20 protein-coding genes are annotated in these 22,975 nt (G+C 67.7%); 12 read left to right on the top strand and 8 right to left on the bottom strand.

Features of this window, described 5'->3' with window-relative positions; genetic code table 11:
* Positions 1-15 precede the first annotated feature (15 nt).
* Positions 16-1,047 (top strand): EscU/YscU/HrcU family type III secretion system export apparatus switch protein, encoded by a 1,032-nt coding sequence (locus BTE28158_RS03285; protein WP_124628147.1) that lies wholly within the window; start codon positions 16-18, stop codon positions 1,045-1,047.
* 258 nt (positions 1,048-1,305) lie between these two features.
* Positions 1,306-3,273 carry an asparagine synthase (glutamine-hydrolyzing) gene (gene asnB, locus BTE28158_RS03280; RefSeq protein ID WP_151052174.1) on the top strand — a complete coding sequence of 656 codons (1,968 nt, stop codon included), beginning with the start codon at positions 1,306-1,308 and terminating at the stop codon, positions 3,271-3,273.
* A gap of 52 nt (positions 3,274-3,325) precedes the next feature.
* On the opposite strand, the gene BTE28158_RS03275 is transcribed toward asnB, so the two are convergent.
* The 6 genes from BTE28158_RS03275 to BTE28158_RS03250 form a co-directional block, all read right to left on the bottom strand.
* A complete protein-coding gene (locus BTE28158_RS03275; RefSeq protein ID WP_151052172.1) occupies positions 3,326-4,120 on the bottom strand; it encodes a lytic transglycosylase domain-containing protein in 795 nt (264 codons plus the stop codon).
* The gene (gene sctR / locus BTE28158_RS03270) at positions 4,117-4,791 is read right to left on the bottom strand and encodes a type III secretion system export apparatus subunit SctR (RefSeq protein ID WP_044847619.1); all 675 of its coding nucleotides are present in this window, start codon (positions 4,789-4,791) and stop codon (positions 4,117-4,119) included. Before sctR ends, BTE28158_RS03275 begins: the two co-directional genes overlap by 4 nt.
* A gap of 3 nt (positions 4,792-4,794) precedes the next feature.
* Positions 4,795-5,949 carry a type III secretion system cytoplasmic ring protein SctQ gene (gene sctQ, locus BTE28158_RS03265; protein WP_174919669.1) on the bottom strand — a complete coding sequence of 385 codons (1,155 nt, stop codon included), beginning with the start codon at positions 5,947-5,949 and terminating at the stop codon, positions 4,795-4,797.
* Positions 5,950-6,300: 351 nt separating this feature from the next.
* Positions 6,301-6,699: a winged helix-turn-helix domain-containing protein gene (locus BTE28158_RS03260; protein WP_059526731.1), complete on the bottom strand. Its 399-nt coding sequence runs from the start codon at positions 6,697-6,699 to the stop codon at positions 6,301-6,303.
* A 457-nt stretch (positions 6,700-7,156) separates the two neighbouring features.
* The gene (locus tag BTE28158_RS03255; protein ID WP_151051888.1) at positions 7,157-9,367 is read right to left on the bottom strand and encodes a xanthine dehydrogenase family protein molybdopterin-binding subunit; all 2,211 of its coding nucleotides are present in this window, start codon (positions 9,365-9,367) and stop codon (positions 7,157-7,159) included.
* A gap of 2 nt (positions 9,368-9,369) precedes the next feature.
* The gene (locus BTE28158_RS03250) at positions 9,370-9,831 is read right to left on the bottom strand and encodes a (2Fe-2S)-binding protein (protein ID WP_059468378.1); all 462 of its coding nucleotides are present in this window, start codon (positions 9,829-9,831) and stop codon (positions 9,370-9,372) included.
* A gap of 183 nt (positions 9,832-10,014) precedes the next feature.
* Here BTE28158_RS03250 and BTE28158_RS03245 point away from each other — a divergent pair, with 183 nt between their 5' ends.
* The 8 genes from BTE28158_RS03245 to BTE28158_RS03210 all read left to right on the top strand — a co-directional run bounded on the left by BTE28158_RS03245 (position 10,015) and on the right by BTE28158_RS03210 (position 18,230).
* Positions 10,015-10,941, top strand: coding sequence for an AraC family transcriptional regulator (locus BTE28158_RS03245; protein WP_124628159.1), 927 nt, complete (start codon positions 10,015-10,017; stop codon positions 10,939-10,941).
* A gap of 495 nt (positions 10,942-11,436) precedes the next feature.
* Positions 11,437-11,673, top strand: a complete 237-nt coding sequence (locus BTE28158_RS03240) for a hypothetical protein (RefSeq protein ID WP_151051886.1) — start codon at positions 11,437-11,439, stop codon at positions 11,671-11,673.
* 1,174 nt (positions 11,674-12,847) lie between these two features.
* A complete protein-coding gene (locus tag BTE28158_RS03235; protein ID WP_124901259.1) occupies positions 12,848-13,174 on the top strand; it encodes a hypothetical protein in 327 nt (108 codons plus the stop codon).
* Between the two features lie 111 nt (positions 13,175-13,285).
* Entirely contained in the window at positions 13,286-13,876 is a 591-nt protein-coding gene (locus tag BTE28158_RS03230; protein ID WP_151051884.1) for a hypothetical protein, read from the top strand.
* Between the two features lie 77 nt (positions 13,877-13,953).
* Entirely contained in the window at positions 13,954-14,235 is a 282-nt protein-coding gene (locus BTE28158_RS03225; protein ID WP_124901261.1) for a hypothetical protein, read from the top strand.
* Between the two features lie 44 nt (positions 14,236-14,279).
* Positions 14,280-15,956 carry a chemotaxis protein CheA gene (locus BTE28158_RS03220; RefSeq protein ID WP_174919667.1) on the top strand — a complete coding sequence of 559 codons (1,677 nt, stop codon included), beginning with the start codon at positions 14,280-14,282 and terminating at the stop codon, positions 15,954-15,956.
* A 155-nt stretch (positions 15,957-16,111) separates the two neighbouring features.
* Entirely contained in the window at positions 16,112-16,696 is a 585-nt protein-coding gene (locus BTE28158_RS03215; RefSeq protein ID WP_059600071.1) for a hypothetical protein, read from the top strand.
* 112 nt (positions 16,697-16,808) lie between these two features.
* On the top strand, positions 16,809-18,230 hold the full coding sequence (locus BTE28158_RS03210) for a sigma-54 dependent transcriptional regulator (protein ID WP_151049089.1): 1,422 nt from the start codon (positions 16,809-16,811) through the stop codon (positions 18,228-18,230).
* 58 nt (positions 18,231-18,288) lie between these two features.
* Here the strand turns inward: BTE28158_RS03210 and BTE28158_RS03205 are convergent, their stop codons facing one another.
* Positions 18,289-18,780 (bottom strand): hypothetical protein, encoded by a 492-nt coding sequence (locus BTE28158_RS03205; RefSeq protein WP_059600069.1) that lies wholly within the window; start codon positions 18,778-18,780, stop codon positions 18,289-18,291.
* 373 nt (positions 18,781-19,153) lie between these two features.
* On the opposite strand from BTE28158_RS03205, the gene BTE28158_RS03200 reads away from it, so the two are divergent.
* Positions 19,154-19,831: a LuxR C-terminal-related transcriptional regulator gene (locus BTE28158_RS03200; RefSeq protein WP_151049087.1), complete on the top strand. Its 678-nt coding sequence runs from the start codon at positions 19,154-19,156 to the stop codon at positions 19,829-19,831.
* 123 nt (positions 19,832-19,954) lie between these two features.
* On the opposite strand, the gene BTE28158_RS03195 is transcribed toward BTE28158_RS03200, so the two are convergent.
* A complete protein-coding gene (locus BTE28158_RS03195; protein ID WP_151049085.1) occupies positions 19,955-21,508 on the bottom strand; it encodes a methyl-accepting chemotaxis protein in 1,554 nt (517 codons plus the stop codon).
* 258 nt (positions 21,509-21,766) lie between these two features.
* Between BTE28158_RS03195 and panE the strand changes: the two genes are divergently transcribed.
* Positions 21,767-22,705, top strand: a complete 939-nt coding sequence (gene panE, locus BTE28158_RS03190) for a 2-dehydropantoate 2-reductase (protein WP_151049083.1) — start codon at positions 21,767-21,769, stop codon at positions 22,703-22,705.
* Positions 22,706-22,975 lie beyond the last annotated feature (270 nt).

Genomic DNA, 22,975 nt, shown 5'->3' with positions numbered 1-22,975 from the left:
GGAACCGGAGCGCCCATGTCCGAGAAGAACCAGCAGCCGACCGCGAAGCGCTTGCGCGAGGCGCGCCAGAAGGGCGACGTGCCGAAGAGCGCGGAGACGATCTCGTCGGCGTTCTTCGTCGGCGTGTGCGTCGCGCTCGCGGTGGGGCTCGGCACGTTGTTCGCGCGGCTGCAGGCGCTGTTCCGGCTCGTGTTCGATGCGGCCGGCGCGGCCGATCCGTCCGCGCGGCTCGCCGTGCTGATCGACGGCGCCGCGCGCGACTGGGCGCTGCTGTCCGCGCAGATCGTCGCGGCCGGGCTGCTGGCCGGCGTGCTCGCGGGCTTCGTGCAGGTGGGCGGCGTGATGGCGTGGAGCCGGCTCGTGCCGCAGCTGTCGCGGCTCAATCCGGCCGAGGGGCTGAAGAACATGTGGTCGATGCGCAACCTCGTGAATCTCGCGAAGATGCTGCTGAAGACCGTGCTGCTCGCCGCGACGCTCGGCTGGCTGATCGTCGAGTCGCTCGACCCGTCGGTGCAGGCCGGCTTCACGCGGCCGATGTCGATTCTCGCGCTGATCGTGAAGCTGCTGATGCTGCTGTTCGGCTGGGCCGCGCTGATCTACATCGTGATGGCGCTGATCGACATCGTTCACCAGCGCCATGAGTTCAACCAGAAGATGAAGATGTCGATCGACGAAGTGCGGCGCGAGCACAAGGAAGACGAGGGCGATCCGCACATCGAGGCAAAGCGCCGGCAGCTCGCGCGTGAAGCGCAGTTCTCGTCGCTGCCCGACCGGATCGGCTTCGCGTCGGTGGTCGTCTATTCGTCGAGCGTCGCGGTTGCGCTCTATTACGGCGGGATCGGGACGCTGCCGTGGGTGCTCGCGCGCGGCGAGGGCGAGGCGGCCGAGCGGATCGTGCGGCTCGCGCGCGACGCGCTGCGCCCGACGCTCGCGAACGCCGGCCTCGCGCACGCGCTGTACGAAAGCACGCCCGAAAAGGGCACGATCCAGCAGCAGCATTTCCGCGAGGTCGCGCAGTTGCTGAAGTGGGCGACCGGCGCGGCATGACGAATACGACCCGTCGGGCACGCCGGCATGCACGCGACTCGACGATGCGTCGATGCGCCGTGATGTGGACCCGTTTCCTGCTCGCCAGGCCGATGGTACGTCGGGCTTGACGCGGTTTTTTTTCCGGATTTGTCCGACATTCACCCATGAATTATTGCTGATTTATTTCTTCGTAATATGGCTCGACCGTCAACCGGGCGGCGGGCTGCGAGATTGCGCCGCCGCTGACGGAACAGGTCAACAGGGGCAGACAAATCAATGTGCGGAATCGACGGCTTTCTGAATAGCGTCGCCTGCGATGAGGAGACAGCGCGCGGCACGCTCGCGCGAATGACGGCGAGCCTCGCGCATCGCGGGCCCGACGGGCAGGGCCTCTGGGTCGACCCGGAGGCTGGTATCGCGCTCGGGCACCGGCGGCTTGCGATTGTCGATCTGTCGGTACACGGCCGGCAGCCGATGGCATCCGCATGCGGCCGCTACGTCATGGTCTTCAACGGCGAAATCTACAACCATCGCGAGTTGCGCGCGGAGCTCGAGCGCGCGGGTCGCGCACCGGCGTGGCGCGGCCACTCCGACAGCGAGGTGCTGATCGCGGCGATAGTCGCGTGGGGCGTCGAGGCGGCGCTGCGGCGCGCGACCGGCATGTTCGCGTTCGCGCTGTGGAATCGCGCGTCGCGGGTGCTGACGCTCGCGCGCGACCGGATCGGCGAGAAGCCGCTTTACTACGGCCGGATCGGCGACGCACTCGTGTTTGCGTCGGAACTGAAGGCGCTGCGCGGGTATCCGGGCTTCGACGGCACGATCGATCGCGACGCGCTGTGCCTGTACCTGCGCCAGTCGAGCGTGCCGGCGCCGCATACGATCTATCGCGGCATCAGCAAGCTGCCGCCGGGCACCTTCGTCCAGTTCGAACATGCGCGCGACACGCCGCGCCTGCGCGCGTACTGGACGCTCGAGCAGGCGATCGAAGCGGGCCGCGAGCAGCCGTTCGAGGGCAGTGCCGACGAGGCCGTCGGGCAACTCGACGCGGTCCTGCGGCAGGCCGTCGCGCGGCAGATGGAAGCCGACGTGCCGCTCGGCGCGTTCCTGTCGGGCGGTATCGATTCGTCGGCGATCGTTGCGCTGATGCAGGCGCAGTCGGCGAACCCGGTCGACACGTTCACGATCGGCTTTCACGAGGCCGGTTACGACGAAGCCGGTTACGCGAAGGCGGTTGCGCGCCATCTCGGCACGCGCCACACCGAGCTCTACGTGACGGCCGACCATGCGCTCGGCGTCGTGCCGAAGCTGCCGACGATCTACGACGAACCATTCTCCGACGCCTCCCAGATTCCGACCTTCCTCCTGTCGGAGCTGACGCGCCGGCACGTGAAGGTGAGCCTGTCCGGCGACGGCGGCGACGAACTGTTCGGCGGCTATACGCGCTACTTCCTGACGCCGCGCCTGTGGCGCAAGCTGCATCGCGTGCCGGCGGCGGTGCGCGCGCGGATCGCCGCCGCGCTGCATGCGCTGCGCCCCGATCATGCCGATCAGCTCGCGGCGGTTGCGCAGGGCGCATGGGGCGGCGTGGACGCGCGCGACTCGGCGACCCGCATCGGCGACCGGCTGCACAAGCTCGGCCACGTGATGACGGCCGAGAGCCGCATCGGGCTGTACCGGCTGCTGATGTCGTCGGTACATCATCCGGAGCGCATCGCGCTGCGCGGCCAGGAGCCGCCGACGCCGCTCGACACGGTGTCCGCATGGCCCGCGAACCTGAGCTTCGCCGAGCAGGCGATGGCGATCGACACGCTCACGTACCTGCCGACCGACATTCTCGCGAAGGTCGACCGCGCGGCGATGGCGGTCAGCCTCGAGACGCGCATGCCGTTCCTCGACCATCACGTCGTCGAATTCGCGTGGCGCCTGCCTGCGTCGGTGCGGTTGCCGGAAGGGCAGTCGAAGGCGCTGTTGCGCCGGCTGCTGGACCAGTACGTGCCGTCGTCGCTGATCGACCGGCCGAAGCAGGGCTTCTGCGCGCCCGTCGATCACTGGCTGCGCGGCGCATTGCGCGACTGGGCCGAAGCGCTGCTTCAGCCGTCGCGGCTGCGCGACGAGGGCTTCTTCGATGCGGCGGCCGTCGAGCGGCTGTGGCGCCAGCACCAGACGGGCCGGATGAACTGGCAGCATCAGCTGTGGACGGTGCTGATGTTCCAGGCGTGGCTGGAACATCAGTGGGCGGCATGAAGCGGGATGACGCGGCAAGCCGCGTCACGTCATGTTGGTGTTCGGCGCTCGCTCACTGATCGAGGCACCGCACGCACAGCCGCTTAGCCTGGCTCGCCGACAATCCGCGGCACATCATCACGACCGGTCGCGCATGGCACGACGGCGCGTCGGCGGAGGCGGCGGGCGACGCGAGCCTGCGCGCGCGTTCGGGTGGTGTGGTCGCGGCCGCGTCCATGCGCCGTTGCCGCGCGGGTGGCGGCATGTCGCGCACCACCGGAATCGGTTCGACGCCGCCTTCGCGTGCGTTGCGCTGCGCGCTCGCGACGACGCGGCTCACATAGCCGCTCGAGAACCCGGTCGTGAAATTGCCGCTGTAATAGCACGACAGCGCCGCGCGTAGCGCGGCCTGCGTGGGGCGGCCGGTGTTCGACGAGCGCGTGAAGCATTCGGTCAGGATCGCGCCGCCTGCCCGCAGGTTGCGACACGGTTCGAACATCGTCGTGTCGTCGAGGCCGTATTTCGCGAAGTTTCGTTCGTTAACCTGAGCGAGGCCGACGCTGTAGCTGAAGCCGCGCGCGGCCAGCGCGCTTGCGGTCGCGCGCGCCTCGTCGAGCGACGCGGGCTGGCGCGTCAGGTGGCCGCCGACCACGCCGATCGCATACGGATTGAAACCGGATTCGGTGCGCACCAGCGCGGCGAGCGTGTCGGGATCGACGTTCGGTGCGCAGGCGCGCGCGAGCTGCGCGAAGCCTGCGGCGATGCCTGCCGCGTGCGCGCCGCGCGGCTGCATGCCCGCGCCTGCGAGCACCAGCGTGAGCAGCGCGCACAGGATCGCGGCGACGCCGCGCGGGCCACGCGCGCTCATCCTGCCCCCGCCACGCGATACGACAGCACGAGCCCGTGCACGAGCAGCGACCAGCCGTCGAGCGCGACGAACAGCAGCAGCTTGAACGGCACCGAGATCGTCGTCGGCGAGATCATCTGCATGCCTAATGCAAGCAGGATGTTCGCAACCAGCAGGTCGACGACGATGAACACGATGTAGATCACGAAACCGATCTGGAATGCCTTCGTCAGCTCGGCGAGCGTGAAGCTCGGCACCAGCACGAGCAGGTCGTCGTCCTTGATGCCGTCCGCGCGGTTCTTCGGCCAGACCGACGTCGCGGTGCGCACGAAGAATTCGCGGTCGCGCTGCCGCGTATGCGACACCAGGAAATCCTTGACGGGGGGCAGCGCGGCATCGGCGAGCGCACCGATGTCGGCGGTCGACAATTGTCCCGATGCGTCGAAGTGGCGTGCCTGCAGCGCGTCGCGGATCGACATGCCGACCGGCGCCATGATGAACAGCGACAGGATCAGCGCGATGCCGTTGAGCACGAGGTTCGGCGGCACCTGCTGGATCCCGAGCGCGGAGCGCAGCAGGCCCAGCACGACCACGAGCTTCGTGTAGCTCGTCACCATCAGCGCCGCGAACGGCGCGATGCCGAGCGCGGCGATCACCGCGATCAGCGCGACCGGATTCGGCAGGCTGCCCATCGTTCAGCGCTCGCGCGGCGCGGGCTGCGTCAGCGTGACGACGCGCACGCCGAGCTTCTGGCCGACCGCGATCAGATGGCCGGTGCCGATCAGCATCCCGTTCGCGACGAGATGGATCACGCTCTGGTTGATGCCTTGCTGCAATTCGATCACCGCGCCGGGCTGCAGCGCGCCGAGTTCGCCGAGCGGGATCGACGTGGGCGGCAATTCGAAACGCAGGTCGACCGCGAGGCCGTCGAGCGAGCGCGGCGCATCGTCGGGCGACCCATCCTGCGCAGTCGCGGGCGGGGTGTCGGTGCGGGTCGGTTCCAAAGGCATCTCCCTGATTCGTTCGACGGTCAGCCGGTTGCCCGACGGCCGTCCGGTGATCTCCCACGCCGGCGCGGCCGGCACCCGCGCGACGCACAGCAGGTTCTGCTCGTGCGCGCGCCAGCGCTCGATCGCGATGATGTCGCCACTGACGACGTCGGCCAGCTCGGCCATCGTCAGCTCGGTCCGGCCGATCTCGAATACCAGCGGCACCGGCAGGCTTGCATACGCGGCGCGCGTGTCGGGCCGCGTGGCCGCCGGCGCCGCGAAGAACACCGCGAGCGCGTCCGGTGCATCGAACAGCAGCGCGCCGTGGCAGCGCCATGCGCCGTCGGCGCGACGCAGTTCGAAGCGCAGCGCGGCTGGCGCGCTGCGCCACGTGGGCACGCTCGTCGGCGGCGGCAGCAGTTCCACGCGCTGCCGTGTCGCGGCCTGCAGCACGGCCGAAAGCGGTGCGACGAGGTCGGCGAGCAGCGCCGCGCGGATCACGGCCGGTACGGCCGGGTCGGCCGCGTCGTCGAGCCATGCGCTTTCCGCGACCGGATCGATCCATAGCGTGCCGGCGGCCGGGCCGATGACGAAGCGGTATGCGTGCGCGTCGGCGGCCGGTTCGGCGTCGACGCGCCAGCGCACCTCGTACGCGTGTTCGCCGAGCGTGACCGGGACCGCGCCCGTGGCACCGTACGCATGCGACAGCCCGCGCGCGGCGGCGGCGGACAGGCGCGGCAGCCAGGGCGACGCGTCGAGCGCGACCACGGCCGGCGAGGGCGGGATGGCGGGCGCCGCGGCGGGCGAGGCCCGGTTCGCGGCGTCGCCGGCGTCGGCATTCGTCAGGGACAGCGCAGGCACGGCGGGATCGGGGCGGATTCGGCGTTGGTTCGACGGGTTGTTGTGGCCGGCGGCGCGGGGGGCGCGCGGCTGCTGCGTCGATTGTAGGGACGGCGCCGGCCGCGTGCCGCGCCGGAATCCGTAGTCGCGCGCATGCGCCGGCCGCGCGGGCGGCGGCGAGCTACGAAGCCTGCTGCGCGGCGACGTGGCCGCATGCGGCGCGTCGCACGCACAAAGGCGGCCGCCGCCCGGAGGCGGCGGTCGTGGCGCGGCGGGCACGCGTGCCGGGCCGCGAGGCGTCGCACGTCGGACGTGCGGCGCGGTGGGGAGCCTTGCCGGCGCGCCGCGCAGTGGCGGCGCGCGGGTGCGCCGTTACGCGTAGTCGGCAGCCAGCGCCTGCTGCGGCGCGGCGCGCAGGATCGGCGCCGCGTCGTGGCGCTCGACGTGCGTCATGGCCGCGCCGAACAGCACCAGCCGATAGCCGACCGCATAGATCGGGATGATCCGCAGGTTCTTGTCGTGATCGAGCTGCAGCTTCGAACGGATGCGCGAGATGTGGGTGTCGAGCGTGCGCGACGACACGCCGAGCTCGCGGCCCCAGACCGCTTCCTGGATCGCTTGCCGCGGCACGATCTTGTTCATGTTGTCGAGCAGGAATTCGACGACGTCGAATTCACGCGGCGTGACGTCGACGACTTTGTTGTCGATTTCGATCGTGCGGCGCACGAAGTTGATTTTTATGTTGTCGATGTACAGGTATTTGCAATCCATGTTGGCCCTCGCATGTCCGTAAAGGAGTGTTTGCGGGTCATGTACCGCAACTTCCGGGCCAGGGAGGGTCTGTCAGGCGTCGACGGGCGGCGGGGGCGGGGCTGGAGGTACGCCGGCCTTGAATCTAAAAGAATTTTTAACGCAGGACGCGCGGCAGGCTTCGAAAGGGTCGGAGCAACAGTGAAGGATTGTTACGTAGCATCCGGCGGGAACGTTACGGGCGTTACGGGCGGTGTTACGTGGGGGCGGGAAATTCCCGCCGATCAGGCAGCGCGCCGACCGGACGGCGAACCCTGTATCGAACGCTCCCTTGCTGGGACGGATTGCAGAGCGGAATCAATGGGTTGGGGCGGATTTTTGCCGATTTCGGACCGTGCGCCGGGGCCTGCCCCAAGCGGAAAGAAAGAAAACCGGTCGCGCGACACGCCCGCCGCGCGACCGGCGTTTCACCTGCCGGTCAAGCCTTCGCGGTGTCGCCCGAATCGAACGGCAATACGTAATGGCGCTTGCCGGTCGCCGCGAAGATCGCGTTGGCGACCGCCGGGCCCACCGGCGCGACGCCCGGCTCGCCGACGCCGGTCGGTGCCTCGGCCGACGGCACGATATGCACCTCGACCTTCGGCATCTCCGCCATCCGCAGCACGTGATAGCCGTCGAAGTTGCGCTGCTCGACCTGGCCGTCCTTCAGCGTGATCGCGCTGTGCAGCGCCGCACCGAGCCCGAAGCCGATGCCGCCTTCCATCTGCGCGGCGACGATGTCGGGGTTGATCGCGATCCCGCAGTCGACCGCGCACACCACGCGTTCGACCTTCACCTTGCCGGCGGCGTCGACCGACACTTCCGCGACCTGCGCGACATAGCTCTTGAATGCCTCGGCCACCGCGATCCCGCGCCCGCGTCCCTTCGGCAGCGGCTTCGCAGGATCCCAGCCGGCCTTCTGCGCGGCCAGCTCGAGCACCGCGCGCATCCGCGGCTCCTTCGCGAGCAGGTCGCGGCGGAACAGGTACGGATCCTTGCCGGCCGCGTGCGCGGCTTCGTCGATGAACGCCTCGACCGCGTACGCGGTGTGCGAGCTGCCGACCACGCGCCACCAGAGAACGGGCAGGCCGACCTTGGTGGTCGTGAGTTCGACCGACACGTTCGGCACCGCGTACGGCAGGTTCGCCGCGCCCTCGACCGATGTCGCGTCGATCCCGTTCTTGACCATGAACGCCTCGAACGGCGTGCCGGCGAGAATCGACTGGCCGACGATCCGGTGGCGCCAGCCGACCAGCTTGCCGTCCGCGGTCAACCCCGCGTCGAGCTTGTGGAAGTACATCGGGCGGTAGAAGCCGCCCTGGATGTCGTCCTCGCGCGTCCACTGCAGCTTGACCGGCTGGCCGTCCGCGCCCAGCGCCTTCGCGATCGAGACGGCCTCGACCACGTAGTCCGACCACGCGTTCGCGCGGCGGCCGAAGCTGCCGCCCGCGTACAGCGTGTGGATCTGCACCTGTTCGGGCTTCAGGCCCGCGACCCTGGCGGCGTTGCCCTGGTCGACCGTCTGGAACTGGTCACCCGCCCAGATCTCGCAGCTGTTCGCGGTCAGCTTGACGACCGCGTCGAGCGGCTCCATCGGAGCGTGCGCGAGATACGGGAATTCGTACGTCGCGCTGACCTTGCGCGCGGCACCCGCGATCGCCGCGTCGGCATCGCCGTCCTTGCGCGCGGACGCGCCGGGTTTCGCGGCGAGCTGCCGGTACTCGCGCATGATCTCGGCCGAGCCGCGCTTTTCGGCGTTCGTTTCGTCCCAGTCGACCTTCAGCGCGTCGCGGCCCTGTTTCGCGGCCCAGAAGCCGGTCGCGACGACCGCGACGCCGCCCGGCACCTGCACGACCGACACCACGCCCGGCACGGCCTTCGCGGCCGTCGCGTCGAACGACTTGACCGTCGCGCCGAAGCGCGGCGGGCGCTGCAGCAGCGCGACGCGCATGCCGGGGAAGGTCGTGTCGAGCGTGAAATGCGCGGTGCCGTTCGACTTGGCCGACCCGTCGACGCGCGGAATGCGATGGCCGATCAGCTTGAAGTCGGCCGGCTGCTTCAGCGTGACCTTGTCGGGCACCGGCAGCTTCGACGCGTCGGCCACCAGCGTGCCGTAGGCGGCCGTCTTGCCGCTCGTCGCGTGCGTGACCACGCCGTTGGCGGTGGTCAGCTCGCCGGCCGGCACCTTCCAGCGCGCCGCCGCGGCCGACACGAGCATCGCGCGGGCCTTGCCGCCCGCTTCGCGCAGTTGCTGCCACGAGTTCGACATGGCCGAGCTGCCGCCCGTGCCCTGCATCGTGCCGAAGGCGAGGTTCGCATAGCGTTTCGCATCGGCCGGCGCGCTTTCGACGCGTACGCTCGACCAGTCGGCGTCGAGCTCCTCGGCGACGATCGTCGCGATGCCCGTGTAGGCACCCTGGCCCATTTCCACGTGTTTCGCGACGACGGTGACCACGCCGTCGGACGTGATGCGCAGGAATGCGTTCGGCGCGAAATCGGCGGCGGGTGCCGTCGCGGCGAGTGCGCGGCGGCCGAGGCCGGCCCATTCGAAGCCGATCGTCAGGCTGACGGCGGCCGCGGCGCCCGCGGCTTTCAGAAACGTGCGGCGCGACGGTCGCACCGAACCGCGATTCTCGAGTTCGATCGTCATGGTCAGGCTCCCAGTGTCGCTGCCGCGTCGTGGATCGCGGCCCGGATGCGGGCGTAGGTCGCACAGCGGCAGATGTTGCCGTTCATTGCCGCGTCGATGTCTGCGTCGGTCGGCTTCGGATTCTGTTCGAGCAAGGCGGTGGCAGACATGATCTGGCCGGACTGGCAATAGCCGCACTGCGGCACCTGCAGCTTCACCCAGGCGGCCTGCACGGCCTGCGCGGGCTTGCTCTGCAGGCCTTCGATCGTCGTGACGTGCTTGCCCGCGATGCCGGCGAGCGGCAGCACGCACGAGCGCACGGCCTGGCCTTCGAGATGGACGGTGCACGCGCCGCACTGCGCCATGCCGCAGCCGAACTTCGTGCCGGTCAGCCCCGCGTGCTCGCGGATCGCCCAGAGGACGGGCATCGACGGATCGGCGTCGAGCGTAACGTTCTTGCCGTTGAGGACAAACGAGGTAGGCATGTTTGTATGTCTCCATGGGGAAAACCCGGCATGCGCCAGGTTAGCGGGCAGTGTGCGCGAGCGCGCGATTTTTGCGTCTACCCAATCCTGCAAATTTATTGAACAATCCTGCAAATCCCCGGCGCGACGGCAAGCGATTCGCTATGCTCGCGCGGTTCAGGGAAACGAAGCGAGGAACCCGTCATGGACATGACCGAAATCGCGGCGTCGCGCGAATCCGGGCGGCGCGAACTGGCATCGCTGATTGCCCGCTTCGCGCCGACGGACGGCTCCCACTCGACGGCCGTGCCCGCGCTGATGCTGCATCGGCATGGGCATCCGGTCGATCTCGGCTGCGGCGTGTCGCGCGCCGCGCTCGTGATCGCCGCGCAGGGCGCGAAGCGTGTGATCGTGGGCGGCCAGGCTTACGAATACGACACGCGGAACTGCCTGATCGCGTCGATCGACTTGCCGATTCTCTCGCGCGTCACGCAGGCTTCGCCGGACGCGCCTTACCTGTGCCTGTCGCTCACGCTCGATCCGCAACGCATCGTCGAGCTCGCGGCCGAGATGCGGCTGCCGGAGCCGGATGCCGGCCCCGAAGGCGAGGGCATCGCACTTGCCGAGCTGACGCCGCCGCTGCTCGATGCCGCGCTGCGGCTGTTGCGGCTGCTCGAAACGCCGGCTGACATTCCGGTGGTCGCGCCGCTGATCGAAAAGGAGCTGCTGTACCGGCTGATGACGAGCGGGCAGGGCACGCGGCTGCGGCACATGGCCGTTGCCGGCAGCCAGACGCACCGGATCGCACGCGCGATCGAATGGATCCGCGATCACTACGCGGAGCCGATGCGCGTCGACACGCTCGCGCAGGCGGTCAACATGAGCGTGTCGTCGCTACACCACCACTTCAAGCACGTGACCACGCTGAGCCCGCTGCAGTATCAGAAGCAGCTGCGGCTGCACGAGGCGCGGCGGCTATTGCTGCGGCAGGGCGGCGACGTCGGGTCCGTGGCCGCGACCGTCGGCTATGAAAGCGCGTCGCAGTTCAGCCGCGAATACAGCCGGCTGTTCGGCGCGCCGCCGATGCGCGACGTCGTGCATCTGCGCAAGAAGGAATTGCTCGGCACATAGCGGCCGCGCGGTTCATTTCGATTGCATCGCGCGTGGCTTCGTCGCGCGATGCGCGGTCTGCCGAATCGGGACGACATACAATCGGCGTGCCAGGGTTGCTGCGTGAGGATGCGAGGGAGCGGCGGACAGCGCTGCCGCGCCGCGCGCGAACTTCTGTTTCACGCATGCATCCCTGGATTGCGCGAACCGGTGCGACACTTGCCGGCAGCACACGAATCGACCGATCGAAACTCGCAAAAAAGTCGCGCCGTCACGAATTTTCTGCATGAATCGTGCTTTGCACGAACATGTTTCAGCAATGAGATTCGCGCCGATATCGCATCGGAAATGTTTCTCGCGCGCATCGTGTGTCGTCATCCAGCGATTGGAGCACGACGGTTATTGACATTGAATGTCGCCGAATCGAATGACGCCAGTAAAAATGAATAAAGGGTGTTGAAGGGTTCGTGCGGCACACGCCGTCATTTTTTCCGATATGCAGGTGGCGTGAAAGCCATGTCAGCCTGCACCTCAATTGCCGTTTTTGCCGCACGTTCGCGTTGTCGGTCGATACCTGATCCCGTCGGTATTTTCACGGATGAATCAATTGCGTTTCGCGGCGGCTGGTGTGCACATCCGCAAGCTTTGCCGATATCGGCCGTGCAGGCTCCGCTGCACCGGGCGCCGCGTATTTCGATTCGTCGTTTTTCGGGCATGCGAACGCCGTCGAACGGGCTGCAGCAGGCGGTTTGACAGGGCCGATGTGCAGATCGGCCGCAATGTGCGACCGCGCACTTCTCAAGTATGAAACACCCGTTCGCCACCCCCTTGCGGGAGGCCCCGCGGGCCGCATTCGTCCGCCTTTTTCAGCCTTGCTTCGCGGCATTCAATGATCGGCGCAAGCTGCCTACGGTTGTCGCGATACATTCCTGAAACGAAAAAAGCGATTCCTGGCGATATGGCCGCGTGTCGCGGACGGTAAGCGTCGTGCAACCGCCGGTGGAATCACGCATGGCATGCCGCTTGCAGCATTGGGCGTACCGGCGAGCGGTCAACCTGATGCGACAAAGATGGGGGGGCGACGTGTTCGTCAATAAGCAGTCGGGGAAACAGCGATGAAGACCAGAAGCAGTCATTCTTTCCGCGCATTCCTTGCGCATCCGTGGGGTAGTCGGACAGATTGGAGTACGGCTCGCGATGCAGTGCCAGCCTCGCGGGTTCGTTGCCGGTTTCCCGGCATCCGCGCGTTGCACGTGCTGGAACGCCTGTCGTTCCGCATGACAACCGGCCGACAGCGGTGCTCCCCTTCTTCCATCACGTCCGGGTGGACCGGGCTGTTCGTGCCGGACAGTTCGACCCCGAGCCGACTTCTACCGTGCACGGCCGTATCGAGTGCGCCGGGCATATGCCGGCGCTGGCCGGACTAGCTCGAATACCCGTTGGCCGGATTGCCCGGAAGATCGTTGATCGGTAACTCAGGGAGAAGCGATGCCGACTGACCGTAATGCAGGCCCGTTATCGCCACGATGACGTGCATGTTTTCGCTGGCGCTGCATTTTCGGTAGTTAACCATTTTCACGCATTTTCGATCGCTGAAGCGAATGCCATGTGCTGGTATGTCGCGGGTGCGAATTTCGAAAAAACCAGTCCCGAATGTCGAGTTCCTGTATTCGGGTGCGTGAGGCAATTTGTTTTCTGATTTTTGAAAATCGATATTCGATATCGAAAATTTTCATAAAAATTCGGAAAACTAAAAAATACGAACATGAAGTTGGAATGTCCAACGATTACGTGGTCTCGGATTCGAGATGAATCTTTTTTTTGTGATTGGATAGTGATCCTTATTTTTAGGGATTGCTCGAGGCAGGGAAGTTGAAGGCGTGCAGCTTTCCTCGCTTGTTCCGTCCACGCCGTTATGGAGTCGACCATGAAGAAGCTTCTGATTGCAGTAGCAGTTATGGCGGTTTCGGGTGCAGCGTTCGCAGCGAGCGGCACGGTTTCGACCAGCAATTCGTCGAGCGGTGGCCAGACGATGGCCGGTGTCGTCGGGTTCGGTTCGTTCACTGCCATGGATTCCGGCGCGGCGCTCGGCGCTGCCGGTGCAACGGCCGGTGGCGGCGCGAGCAGCTCGATCTCGTACACGAACCACACCAACACATCGACGGTGAGCGGCTTCGGCTTCGGCGGCGCACAAGCTGGTGGTTCCAGCGGCGCGAATGCCGGATCGACCGGCTGGACGATGTATCACTACTAAGCCGCGGCGCATAGCGTTCGTCATGGATAGGTGACAGGGATGCCGGGTTTCGTCCCGCGAGGGCGGACCCGGCGACCTGGCCACCGAATTTCCTCACAGCAAGGAATTGCTATGAAAGCCAACGTCATTTTAGCGACAGCGCTCACCGCCCTATCGTCAGCCGTGCTGGCGGCAGGTCCGACGACATTCAACCAGACGCAATCCGTCGCGGCAGGCGTCTCCGGTTCGGTGTTGGTCGGTACCGGCAGCTACACGAGCAACTCGACTTCGGTCGCGGGCGCGAACGCCGGAAGCACCGTGACACCCGCCGGATCCACCGGCACGGCATCCGCCTATCACGACTCGACTTCGACGGCCAGCGGCTGGGGCACGAACGGAGGCGCGTTCGCGGCAGGCGGCGGTATCGGCGCCGCAGGTTCGTTCGGTGGAACCGGCAACACGAGCGAGAACGCCAATGCGCTGTCGGGAGGGGTGACCGCCACGATCGTACTCGGCGCGAACCACTACACGGCAACCGGCGCGAACGACAACGGTATTGCCAACGCGGGGGCCGCTGGCATGGCGGGAAGTGGGTGGTCGGGAACGGTCGCGGGCTCGAACCACTACAACTCGTCGACGGTATGGGGCACGGGGCCGGCCGGATCGCCGTTCGCATCGGGCGGCAGTCAGGGCAGCTCCGGCGCGACCGCCGGCAGTCCCTGATTCGCGTGTCGGGGGGCCAGCTTCCCAACGACGCTGGTCTCTCTTTCCTCGCCTTGTTGTCACCGTAAGGAGTTGGCATGAAGCAGAAACTGATTGCCGCCGCTCTGATGCTCGCGTCTCTGACGGCGTATGGCGCTGACCGTGCTGCCGACGACGTGCAATCGAATGTGCAAACGTCAAGCAATCCTGACCAGACAACCAAACCGTCACAACAACACACGCTTTCGTCGGGCAGCGCCATCGGTGCATCGGCGGCCCCGCAATGGCCGGGCATGTCGGGCGGTTCATGGTCCCAGCTGGGCAGCGGCTGGAAGCAGTTCGGGGAAGCAGGCAAAGCTGAAGGAATTCAGGGGAATTAATACGGTTGCCTGGGTGGGAGGTCAAACCACGTCCGGAGATTGAAATGAACAGCAACAAGATCAGGGTGGCATGTGCGGCAATGTTCGCGATGGCCACGATCGGTGCCCAAGCGCAGACCGCCGATTCGACTTCAAGCGCGCAGTCCTCGACGTCGTCGACGGCAGTCAGCCTTGGCGGCGGCGCGAGCATGAACACGAACAACACGACCGGCGGCAATGCCACGAGCAGCAGCGGCGTTCGGAGCAGCGGCAATTCGAGCGTGCAGGTGAACTTGAACTTGCCGTCTTCCACGAGTGGCGGCTCGAACGTGACGCCGCAGAGCACGAGCTCGCTCGCGGCCGGCTCGCCCGGCACCAGCCCGTACAACACCCAGGCGGCGGAAAACGTCAACTACTCGGGCACCCAGACGATCAAGACGAACCCGGCGATCCAGGCGCCAGGTCTCACGACCACGCTGTCCGATACCTGCATGGGCTCGGTGAGCGTCGGCGTGTCGTTTCCGGGCTTCGGCGCGACGGGCGGCACGACCTTGGTCGACCAGGCATGCGTGCGTCGTCTCGACGCGCGTGAATTCCGCGCGATGGGGCTGACCGACGTCGCGCTCGCGCTGCTTTGCCAGAGCGACGCGAACCGGCGCGCGGTGGAAGCGACCGGGCACCTGTGCCCGGGCACGACCGCGCCGCTTGCGCGCTCGAACGTCGCGCCCTCCGCCGAAGCGACCGTGGCCGACGACGTGAAGTATCGCGATCCGCTCGTGCGCAACCGCATGGGCCTGCCGCCGCTCGATGCCGCCGCGCCCGTGCAGACGCGCCCGGTGGCGACGACCGCGGTCCAGGCGGCGCCGATCCCGGCGCCGGTGCCCGCGCCGTCGATCGCCGCGCCGGCGACGACCGCGGTGCCTGCTGCAGTACAGGCGGCCGCCGTGAAGGCGACGCAAGCGGCTGCCCTCGTGCCTGCCGCCGTTGCCGCACCGGTTGCCGCGGCCGCACCGGCAGTGAGCGCCGCGCCTGCGGCAGCACCGGCCGCGGTGAGCGCGGTGCCGGCTGCGGCCATCGTTGCGGCGCCGGCGGTTGCCGACAAGGCTCCGGAACTCACGCCGGCCTCGACCGGCACCACGGCGCAAGCCGCGGCGGCGCCTGCGGTCGACACGAAGGCGAAGGAACCCGTGCCGGTGGTTGCCAGCAAGGCCTCGGCACCCGCGCCGGCTGCAACCAACACCATGGCGCAAGCTACGGCGGCGCCTGCGGTCGATACGAAGGCGCCGGAACAACCCGCGCCGGCGGTCGCCGACAAGGCACCGGAACCTGCACCGGCTGCAACCGACACCGCCGCGCAAGCCGCGGCAGCGCCGGCCGCCGTCACGGAGACGCCGGATATCGCGCAATCCGGACCGGCCGCGACCGACGCCGCACCGCGGACCCAGGACGCTGCAATGGCCGCGCCCGCGATCGATGCGAAGGCTGCCGAACCGGCCACGCAGGCGGCAGCCGAAGCACCTGCGCCGGAAGCCGCGGAGCCCGCCGCAGCGGCTGCGGTTGCCGACACGCCGGCCGCCGACGCGAAGGCGACGGAAGCCGTCGAATCCGCTGCCGCGCCCGCACCGTCCGCCGACATGCCGGCCGCATCCGATCCGGCGCCGGCCACGGTTGACCAGCAGGCCGCCCCGGCCGCGCCGATGATGCCGGCGCCGACCGTCATCTCGACGAGCACGTCGTCGTAATCATGCGGACAGGGCGCCCGTGCGACCGGCATGCCGATCGCACGGGCACCGCCGGGATCCGCGGCGCGACGCAGGTCGCAAGTTTGACGGGTGTTGGTCCCTCCCCGAGGTCAACACCTCTTTTTGCCTGACGAGGGTACAAGGAGGCCTCAATCATGAGGATCTTTTTGGTCGCGCTGATGCTGGTCGGCACACAAGCCGCCGCGCAGTCGGTTTTCCAGAACCCTGCGGTCTTTGTCATCCTGAGCGAGCAGACCCTCGCGAATGCCGCGAGCGTCCAGCAGGCGCTGACGACGCTCGGCCGCTCGGACAACACGGCATGCGTGCCGATGATGATGGTCGGCGATCCGCAGATGATCTACATGATGCCGGCGGAAGGACACGCACCGTCGTGGCAATCGCCGGTGTACGGTCGTGGCGCGCCGTTCGAAGCGCAGACCGGGCCGACGCCGACCGGCAAGACGATCGGCGCGATGCAGCACGCGGAGGACATGCAGACGCAGCCGTGGAGCGACAGCAGCGCGATCACGCAGAAGATCGCCGGCGAGTCGAGCGTGTCCGCGTCGGCGCGGGTCAGCGACTGGCAGCGCAAAGGGCTGAACACGATCGAGACGGCGACTGCGACGGAAGTGACGGTGAACGGCAAGACCTACCGTGCTTATCGCGAGGATCTCAACCAGACCGCGCGGCCCGTCGTCGAACCGCAGATCTACCTGCAGCGTGTCGTGTTCTGCCGATGACGAAACTTTCCCGAGCGGACATGCCGGCAGCGTCGCGCGTGGGCAGGGCGGCCTGCCGCGCACCGTTTCGCGCCGTCCATTCCGCCAGACAACCCCATGCGGCGAGGCCATCGTGAACCAATGCTGCCCAATCAGACTGTCAGGCCCGCTGGAGGATGAACGGGCCCCGTGCACGCCACAGTTCGTCGCGGTCCCGCGTCTCCATAGCGTGCAGTCACGCCCGCTCGTGTATCTGTCGCAGCGTCCCGATGCGGGGCTCGTCGACTGTCTCGCGTCGCGCGGCTGGGACATGTGGCGCGCGAAATCCGTTGCGGACGCACTCAATCTCGTGAAGGCGAACCGCCTGCATGCGGGCATCGTCGATTTCGACGACTTCGCGTCGCCCGACGTCGCGTCGTTCGAGGCGCTGCTGCGCGATCCGCGGATCGGCTGGGTCGCGCTCGCCGACGACGAGCGACTGCGCGATGCCACCATCGCGCGCCTGATCCGCCAGTGCTGCTTCGGCTACGTGCGCAATGCGACGGCCTATACGACGATCGGTTATCTCGTCGGCCATGCGTACGGGATGCTGAAACTGGAGGAAGGCGATCCGGCCGCCGATGCCGCGCCGCCCGGCGGTACGATGATCGGCGCGTGCGACGCGATGCGCCGTCTGTTCGCGACGATCCGCAAGGTCGCGAACACCGAGGCCACCGTGTTCATCGCCGGCGAATCCGGCACCGGCAAGGAGTTGACGGCGTCGGCGATCCACCGGCATTCGTCGCGCGCCGACGCGCCGTTCGTCGCCGTGAATTGCGCGGCGATTCCGGCGACGCTGCTGCAGGCCGAGCTGTTCGGCCATGAACGCGGCGCGTTCACCGGCGCGCATCAGCGCAAGATCGGCCGCATCGAGTCCGCGCATGGCGGCACGCTGTTCCTCGATGAAATCGGCGACATGCCGTTCGAGAGCCAGGCGAGCCTGCTGCGGTTCCTGCAGGAGGGCAAGATCGAGCGGCTCGGCGGGCATGCGTCGATTCCGGTGGATGTGCGGATTGTGTCCGCGACCCACGTCGATCTCGAGGCCGCGATGCGCGCGGGCCGGTTCCGTGCGGACCTGTACTACCGGCTGTGCGTGTTGCGTATCGACGAGCCGCCGCTGCGCGCGCGTGGCCGCGACATCATGCTGCTTGCCGACCACATATTGCGGCGCTATCGCGGCGACAGCGCGCACCGGATTCGCGGCTTCATGCCGTGCGCGATCGAGGCGATCCACGACTATGCATGGCCCGGCAACGTGCGCGAACTGATCAACCGGATCCGCTTCGCGGTCGTGATGACGAATGGCCCGCTGATCTCGGCCGTCGATCTCGAACTGAGCCAGTACACGTCGCACCGGCCGCCGACGCTCATGGAATCGCGCCGCCAGGCCGAGCGGCGCACGATCGAGGAAACGCTGTTGCGGCATCGGCGCCAGCATGCCGACGTCGCGGCGGAACTCGGCGTCTCGCGCGCGACGCTGTACCGCCTGATGACCGCGCACGGCCTGCACGGCTGATGCCGGTTGCGCCCGCGCGGCATGCGGCCCGGGCTCGCGCGGGCGCCGGCCCGTGGCGTCAGGCCGGCCGTTCGAAGCCCGATTCGACCCAGCGCGCGGCACTGGCCTTGTTGAGCTTGAACCCGGCGGAAACCTTCGCGTCGGCCAGCAGCTCGCCGTACGGGTCGAACGCCTTCAGTTGCGCATACGGCTCGAACTCGTCCGGCACGATGTCGAGCGTGACCGACACATCCTGTCCGGCGTCGTCCTGCACCGTCACTTCCTTGTGGAGCATCGCACGGCGTTGCTGCTCGTGTCGCATCAGCACCTCGGTCGCGGTCTTCACCAGCGTGCGGAACGCATTCGCATCCATCGGCTTCGGATTCTTCTTGTCGCGACCCATCGTCCACGGGCCGACGAGCGCGGGCTCGGCTTCGCCGTCCTTGATCATCTCGACGGCCCAGCCGTCGTCGTCCTCGTTCTTGATGATGCGGGCCGTCCAGCCGTTGTCGCGCCAGAGGCCGTCTTCGTGGATGGTGGTGTCGTCGGGTTGCAGATCGGATTCGGTCATGGGGGAAGCGGGGAGTACGGGTAGCCGGCGAACGGGCGGGCGCGGCCGGCAATGGCGCGCTGCCCCTGGCCGGTCGCCCGGAGTGGCAAGCAAAGGCCGCAATTTTACCCCGCGGGCCGTCCGTGCGGCCCGCGCGACCCGCAACGTCGGCCGTCCGGCCGACCCCGGCTGCCGCCGGACGAGCCGACCGGCGCCGATATCAAACTCGTATCACGCCTGCACGGATCAATTCAGACGGCGCCCCATATCCCGGCCGCGCGTTGCTGCCTAGAATGATGTTCGGGATAAAAATATCCTGAACGTCGATTCAATGCCGATCCGGCCGCGCACGCATTCCGCGTCGTGCGGCCCGGCGAACCTTCTGGAACTGCGCATGGGGAAATTCAGAATTCGCACTGTTTTCGCGTACGACTCGCCGCTGACGCTCGCTGGCATGGAGCACATTGCAGGCGACGCGTGCGCAATCGATCTCGTCGGCGTCTCCCGGACCCCGGGCGATCTGATCGAGGTGCTCGGCCGCCTCGACTGCGACATCGTGCTGGTCGACTATCCGATTCGCGGCGACGTGCAGCTGGACGGTCTCGCACTGTTCGACTGGCTGCACAGCACGCGCCCGAACGTCGGAGTCGTCGCGCTCGTCGGGAACGAGAATCCGGTGATCTTCCGCTCGATTCTCGCGAAAGGCGGCACGAGCCTCGTCAGCAAGTTCGACGAAGTCGGTCACATCGTCACCGCGATCCATTCGAGCTACAGCGGCGGGCGCTATCAGTCGCCGCTCGTCCGGCGCGCGCTCGATGCGGTCGCCGAGCACGAACAGGCGCCGGTGAAACTGTCGACGCGCGAGATCGAGGTGATGCGCCTTTATCTGGCCGGCCTGCCGATCAAGACGATCGCGCAGCGGTTGAACAAGGGCAAGCAGACCGTCAGCGCGCAGAAGATCAGCGCGATGAAGAAACTCGGCGTGACCAACGACATCGAACTGGTCCAGCGGGCGGCCGGGATCGGGTTCGGCGGTGTCAAGGCCATGAGCCGGCCGGGCGGAGCGGGGTAAGCGTGGACGAAGCGCGCAAGCAGCGCGAGAGGGGCCTGGGTCGTGCAGGGGCCGGCCGCGCATTGCCGGCCGGTCAGGCGAAATCCGTCGGAATCCGGCGGGATGCCGACGGATGGAGCGACGTCAGGCCGGCAACGCGAATCGCGTGACGGCGTCGCGCAGCGCTTCGGCCTGGTCGCGCAGCGAATGCGCGGCGGCCGCGGCTTGCTCGACGAGTGCCGCGTTCTGCTGCGTGACCTGATCCATCTCGCCCACCGCGCGGTTGACCTGCTCGATCCCCGCGCTCTGCTCGCGCGACGCATGGCTGATCTCGTCGAGGATCTCGTTCACGCGCCGCACCGACTGCACGATCTCGGCCATCGTCTCGCCCGCGTGCGTGACGAGCGACGCGCCGTGCTCGACGGTTTCGTTCGACGACACGATCAGTGACTTGATCTCCTTCGCTGCCGTCGCCGAGCGTTGCGCGAGGGAGCGCACCTCGGCCGCGACCACCGCGAAGCCGCGGCCCTGTTCGCCCGCGCGCGCCGCTTCGACGGCCGCGTTCAGCGCGAGGATGTTGGTCTGGAACGCGATCCCGTCGATCACGCCGATGATGTCGCCGATCTTGTGCGAGCGGTCGGTGATCTCGTTCATCGTGCGCACCACATCGTCGACCACCTCGCTGCCGCGCGTCGCGACCTGCGCGGCCTGGCCCGCGAGCGTCGCGGCCTGGGCGGCGCTGTCCGCGTTCTGCTTCACGTTCGCGGTCATCTGGTCCATGCTCGATGCGGTCTGCACGAGCGCGGCCGCCTGTTCCTCGGTGCGCTGCGACAGATCGGTGTTGCCCGACGCGATCTCGCTCGCGCCGACGTTGATGTTCTCCGTGCCCGCGCGCACGCGCGACACCATGTCGATCAGCCCGCTCTGCATCGTATGCAGTGCATGCAGCAGGCTGCCGCGGTCGTCGTGCTTCACGCTCACGCGCCCGGTCAGGTCGCCCTGTGCGATGCGCTGCGCGGCGTCGAGCGCCACTTCGAGCTCGCCGCCGAGGTTCGCGCGCACGCTTTTCAGCACGACCACCATCACGGCGGTCGAGATCGCGCCGAGCACGGCCGTTATCGCGAGCCAGCGGCCGACGCTCGCGAGCACGGCCGAACGCACGTCGTCCGTGTACATGCCCGTCACGAGATACCAGTCCCACGGCGCGAAGCGCTGCACCGCGCTGGTCTTGTCCTGCGGCTTGTCGGCACCCGGCTTCGGCCACAGATATTCGACGAATCCCTTGCCGCCCTCCACGTTGCCGGCCTTCACGATCTCGACGAACAGGTGCTTGCCGTTCGGATCCGTGAAATTCGACACGTCCTTGCCGTTGAGCTCGGTCTTGATCGGATGCATCACGATCGCCGGCTTCGAATCGTTGATCGAGACGTAGCCGTCGGTGCCGTAGCGCATCGCGGCGATCGCCTCGAGCGCCTTCTGCTTCGCGTCCGCTTCCGGCAATGCGTTCTGTTGCGACAGCTTGTAGTAGTGGTCGGCGACGTTCGTCGCCTGCGCGACCAGCGACGCAAGCTGGTCGCGGCGGTCCGTGATCATCGATGCGCGCGTCTGCCACGCGCCGACGCCGGCGATCACGAGCAGGCCGAGCCACAGGATGACGATCATCGAGGCGAGTTTCTGGTTCAGGGAAAGGGTGCGCATGGGTAGTGAGGTCGGTCGGTCGAACAAGCGCGCCGGAACGGCGTGACGGGATAATTCTTTGACGGCATGAAGCGGACGTTGCCGTAGGCGGGAAATCCCTTAGAAACGGCAGCGGCGCGATACCGTCGCGCGCGGTACGGGTATCTATGCATATACATACTCGTCGTCGCTATACTGTCGGGCGATGGCGGCTGCGCGTCGTGCCCCGACGGTCGGGCGAACGGCGGCGGCGTCGAACGAACCCGAAAGGAGGCAACGATGCGAATTCTGGTGGTGGGGGCCGGCGCGGTCGGCGGATACTTCGGCGGCCGGCTCGCGGCGGCGGGGCGCGATGTGACGTTCCTGGTGCGCGACGGCCGAGCGGCCGCGCTCGCGCGCGACGGGCTGCTGATTCGCAGCCCGCGCGGCGACCTGACGCTCGCGAACGTGCAGACGCTGCGCGCGAGCGACGCGGCCGCGCCGTTCGACCTGGTGCTGTTGAGCTGCAAGGCGTACAGCCTCGACGATGCGATCGCATCGTTCGCGCCCTTCGTCGGGCCGACGACGCTGATCCTGCCGATGCTCAACGGGATGCGCCATCTCGACGTGCTGCGCGACCGGTTCGATGCCGCGCAGGTGCTCGGCGGCCTGTGCGTGATCGCGGCGACGCTCGATCGCGAGCAGCGGATCGTGCACCTGAACGACACGGCGGGGCTGTCGTTCGGCGAACTCGCTGGCGGCGAATCGGCGCGCGTGCGCGCGGTGGCCGAGGTGCTCGGCGGCGCGGGTTTCGATGCGACGCTCAGCGACGACATCGCCGCGCGGATGTGGGACAAGTGGGTGTTCCTCGCGACGCTCGCGGCGAGCACGTCGCTGTTTCGCGGTTCGGTCGGCGACATTCTCGCCGCGCCGGACGGCCGCCGCCTGCTCGAGACGATGCTCGACGAATGCAGCGCGATCGCCGCGCATAACGGTTACAGGCCCGATCCCGCCGCGGTCGAGCGGATGCAGCGGATGGTGCTGACGCCGTCGCCGCTGACCGCATCGATGCTGCGCGACGTCGAAAACCGCGCACGGGTCGAAGCCGATCACGTGATCGGCGACCTGCTTGCCCGCCGTGACCCGCGGGCGGCGGATGCGTTGTCGTTGCTGCGGATCGCGCACAACCACCTGAAGGCGTACGAGGTGCGTGTCGCGCGGGAAAGCGCGGCGGCGTAGCCGAGGCAGCGGCCGTCGTCGATCCGCATGGCGGCCGTTCTGCGGCGCGCGCGTACTTCCCGTCGGCGTTCGGTCGACGGGGTGCCGCACCGCACAATTTTGCGTTTCGTGTCCCTTTCCACCCGCAACCTGCAAAAAAGTATCGAAAATCAGGCGTAAAGTTGGTGGAGCCGCGCACGCGATCGACCTACATTGCTTTCCATGCGACCGGTCGCGTTGCCGCACGACTCACGCGGCGAACGAGGCGAACCGCCGAACGGCCCGGCCAGC

This window comes from Burkholderia diffusa (assembly GCF_902499115.1).
Lineage (GTDB): Bacteria > Pseudomonadota > Gammaproteobacteria > Burkholderiales > Burkholderiaceae > Burkholderia > Burkholderia diffusa.
Note: the sequence above shows the minus strand (reverse complement) of the source record. Positions and strands in the feature narration are given on the sequence as shown.

What these genes read in the sequence shown, in the direction of transcription:
- BTE28158_RS03255 (WP_151051888.1), bottom strand. Translation starts at nt 9,367, where the DNA reads ATGACGATCGAACTCGAGAATCGCGGTTCGGTGCGACCGTCGCGCCGC.
- BTE28158_RS03275 (WP_151052172.1), bottom strand. Translation starts at nt 4,120, where the DNA reads ATGAGCGCGCGTGGCCCGCGCGGCGTCGCCGCGATCCTGTGCGCGCTG.
- BTE28158_RS03260 (WP_059526731.1), bottom strand. Translation starts at nt 6,699, where the DNA reads ATGGATTGCAAATACCTGTACATCGACAACATAAAAATCAACTTCGTG.
- BTE28158_RS03235 (WP_124901259.1), top strand. Translation starts at nt 12,848, where the DNA reads ATGAAGAAGCTTCTGATTGCAGTAGCAGTTATGGCGGTTTCGGGTGCA.
- BTE28158_RS03225 (WP_124901261.1), top strand. Translation starts at nt 13,954, where the DNA reads ATGAAGCAGAAACTGATTGCCGCCGCTCTGATGCTCGCGTCTCTGACG.
- BTE28158_RS03200 (WP_151049087.1), top strand. Translation starts at nt 19,154, where the DNA reads ATGGGGAAATTCAGAATTCGCACTGTTTTCGCGTACGACTCGCCGCTG.
- BTE28158_RS03220 (WP_174919667.1), top strand. Translation starts at nt 14,280, where the DNA reads ATGAACAGCAACAAGATCAGGGTGGCATGTGCGGCAATGTTCGCGATG.
- BTE28158_RS03195 (WP_151049085.1), bottom strand. Translation starts at nt 21,508, where the DNA reads ATGCGCACCCTTTCCCTGAACCAGAAACTCGCCTCGATGATCGTCATC.
- BTE28158_RS03245 (WP_124628159.1), top strand. Translation starts at nt 10,015, where the DNA reads ATGGACATGACCGAAATCGCGGCGTCGCGCGAATCCGGGCGGCGCGAA.
- BTE28158_RS03215 (WP_059600071.1), top strand. Translation starts at nt 16,112, where the DNA reads ATGAGGATCTTTTTGGTCGCGCTGATGCTGGTCGGCACACAAGCCGCC.
- panE (WP_151049083.1), top strand. Translation starts at nt 21,767, where the DNA reads ATGCGAATTCTGGTGGTGGGGGCCGGCGCGGTCGGCGGATACTTCGGC.
- BTE28158_RS03240 (WP_151051886.1), top strand. Translation starts at nt 11,437, where the DNA reads ATGTCAGCCTGCACCTCAATTGCCGTTTTTGCCGCACGTTCGCGTTGT.
- BTE28158_RS03250 (WP_059468378.1), bottom strand. Translation starts at nt 9,831, where the DNA reads ATGCCTACCTCGTTTGTCCTCAACGGCAAGAACGTTACGCTCGACGCC.
- BTE28158_RS03205 (WP_059600069.1), bottom strand. Translation starts at nt 18,780, where the DNA reads ATGACCGAATCCGATCTGCAACCCGACGACACCACCATCCACGAAGAC.
- asnB (WP_151052174.1), top strand. Translation starts at nt 1,306, where the DNA reads ATGTGCGGAATCGACGGCTTTCTGAATAGCGTCGCCTGCGATGAGGAG.
- BTE28158_RS03230 (WP_151051884.1), top strand. Translation starts at nt 13,286, where the DNA reads ATGAAAGCCAACGTCATTTTAGCGACAGCGCTCACCGCCCTATCGTCA.
- BTE28158_RS03285 (WP_124628147.1), top strand. Translation starts at nt 16, where the DNA reads ATGTCCGAGAAGAACCAGCAGCCGACCGCGAAGCGCTTGCGCGAGGCG.
- sctR (WP_044847619.1), bottom strand. Translation starts at nt 4,791, where the DNA reads ATGGGCAGCCTGCCGAATCCGGTCGCGCTGATCGCGGTGATCGCCGCG.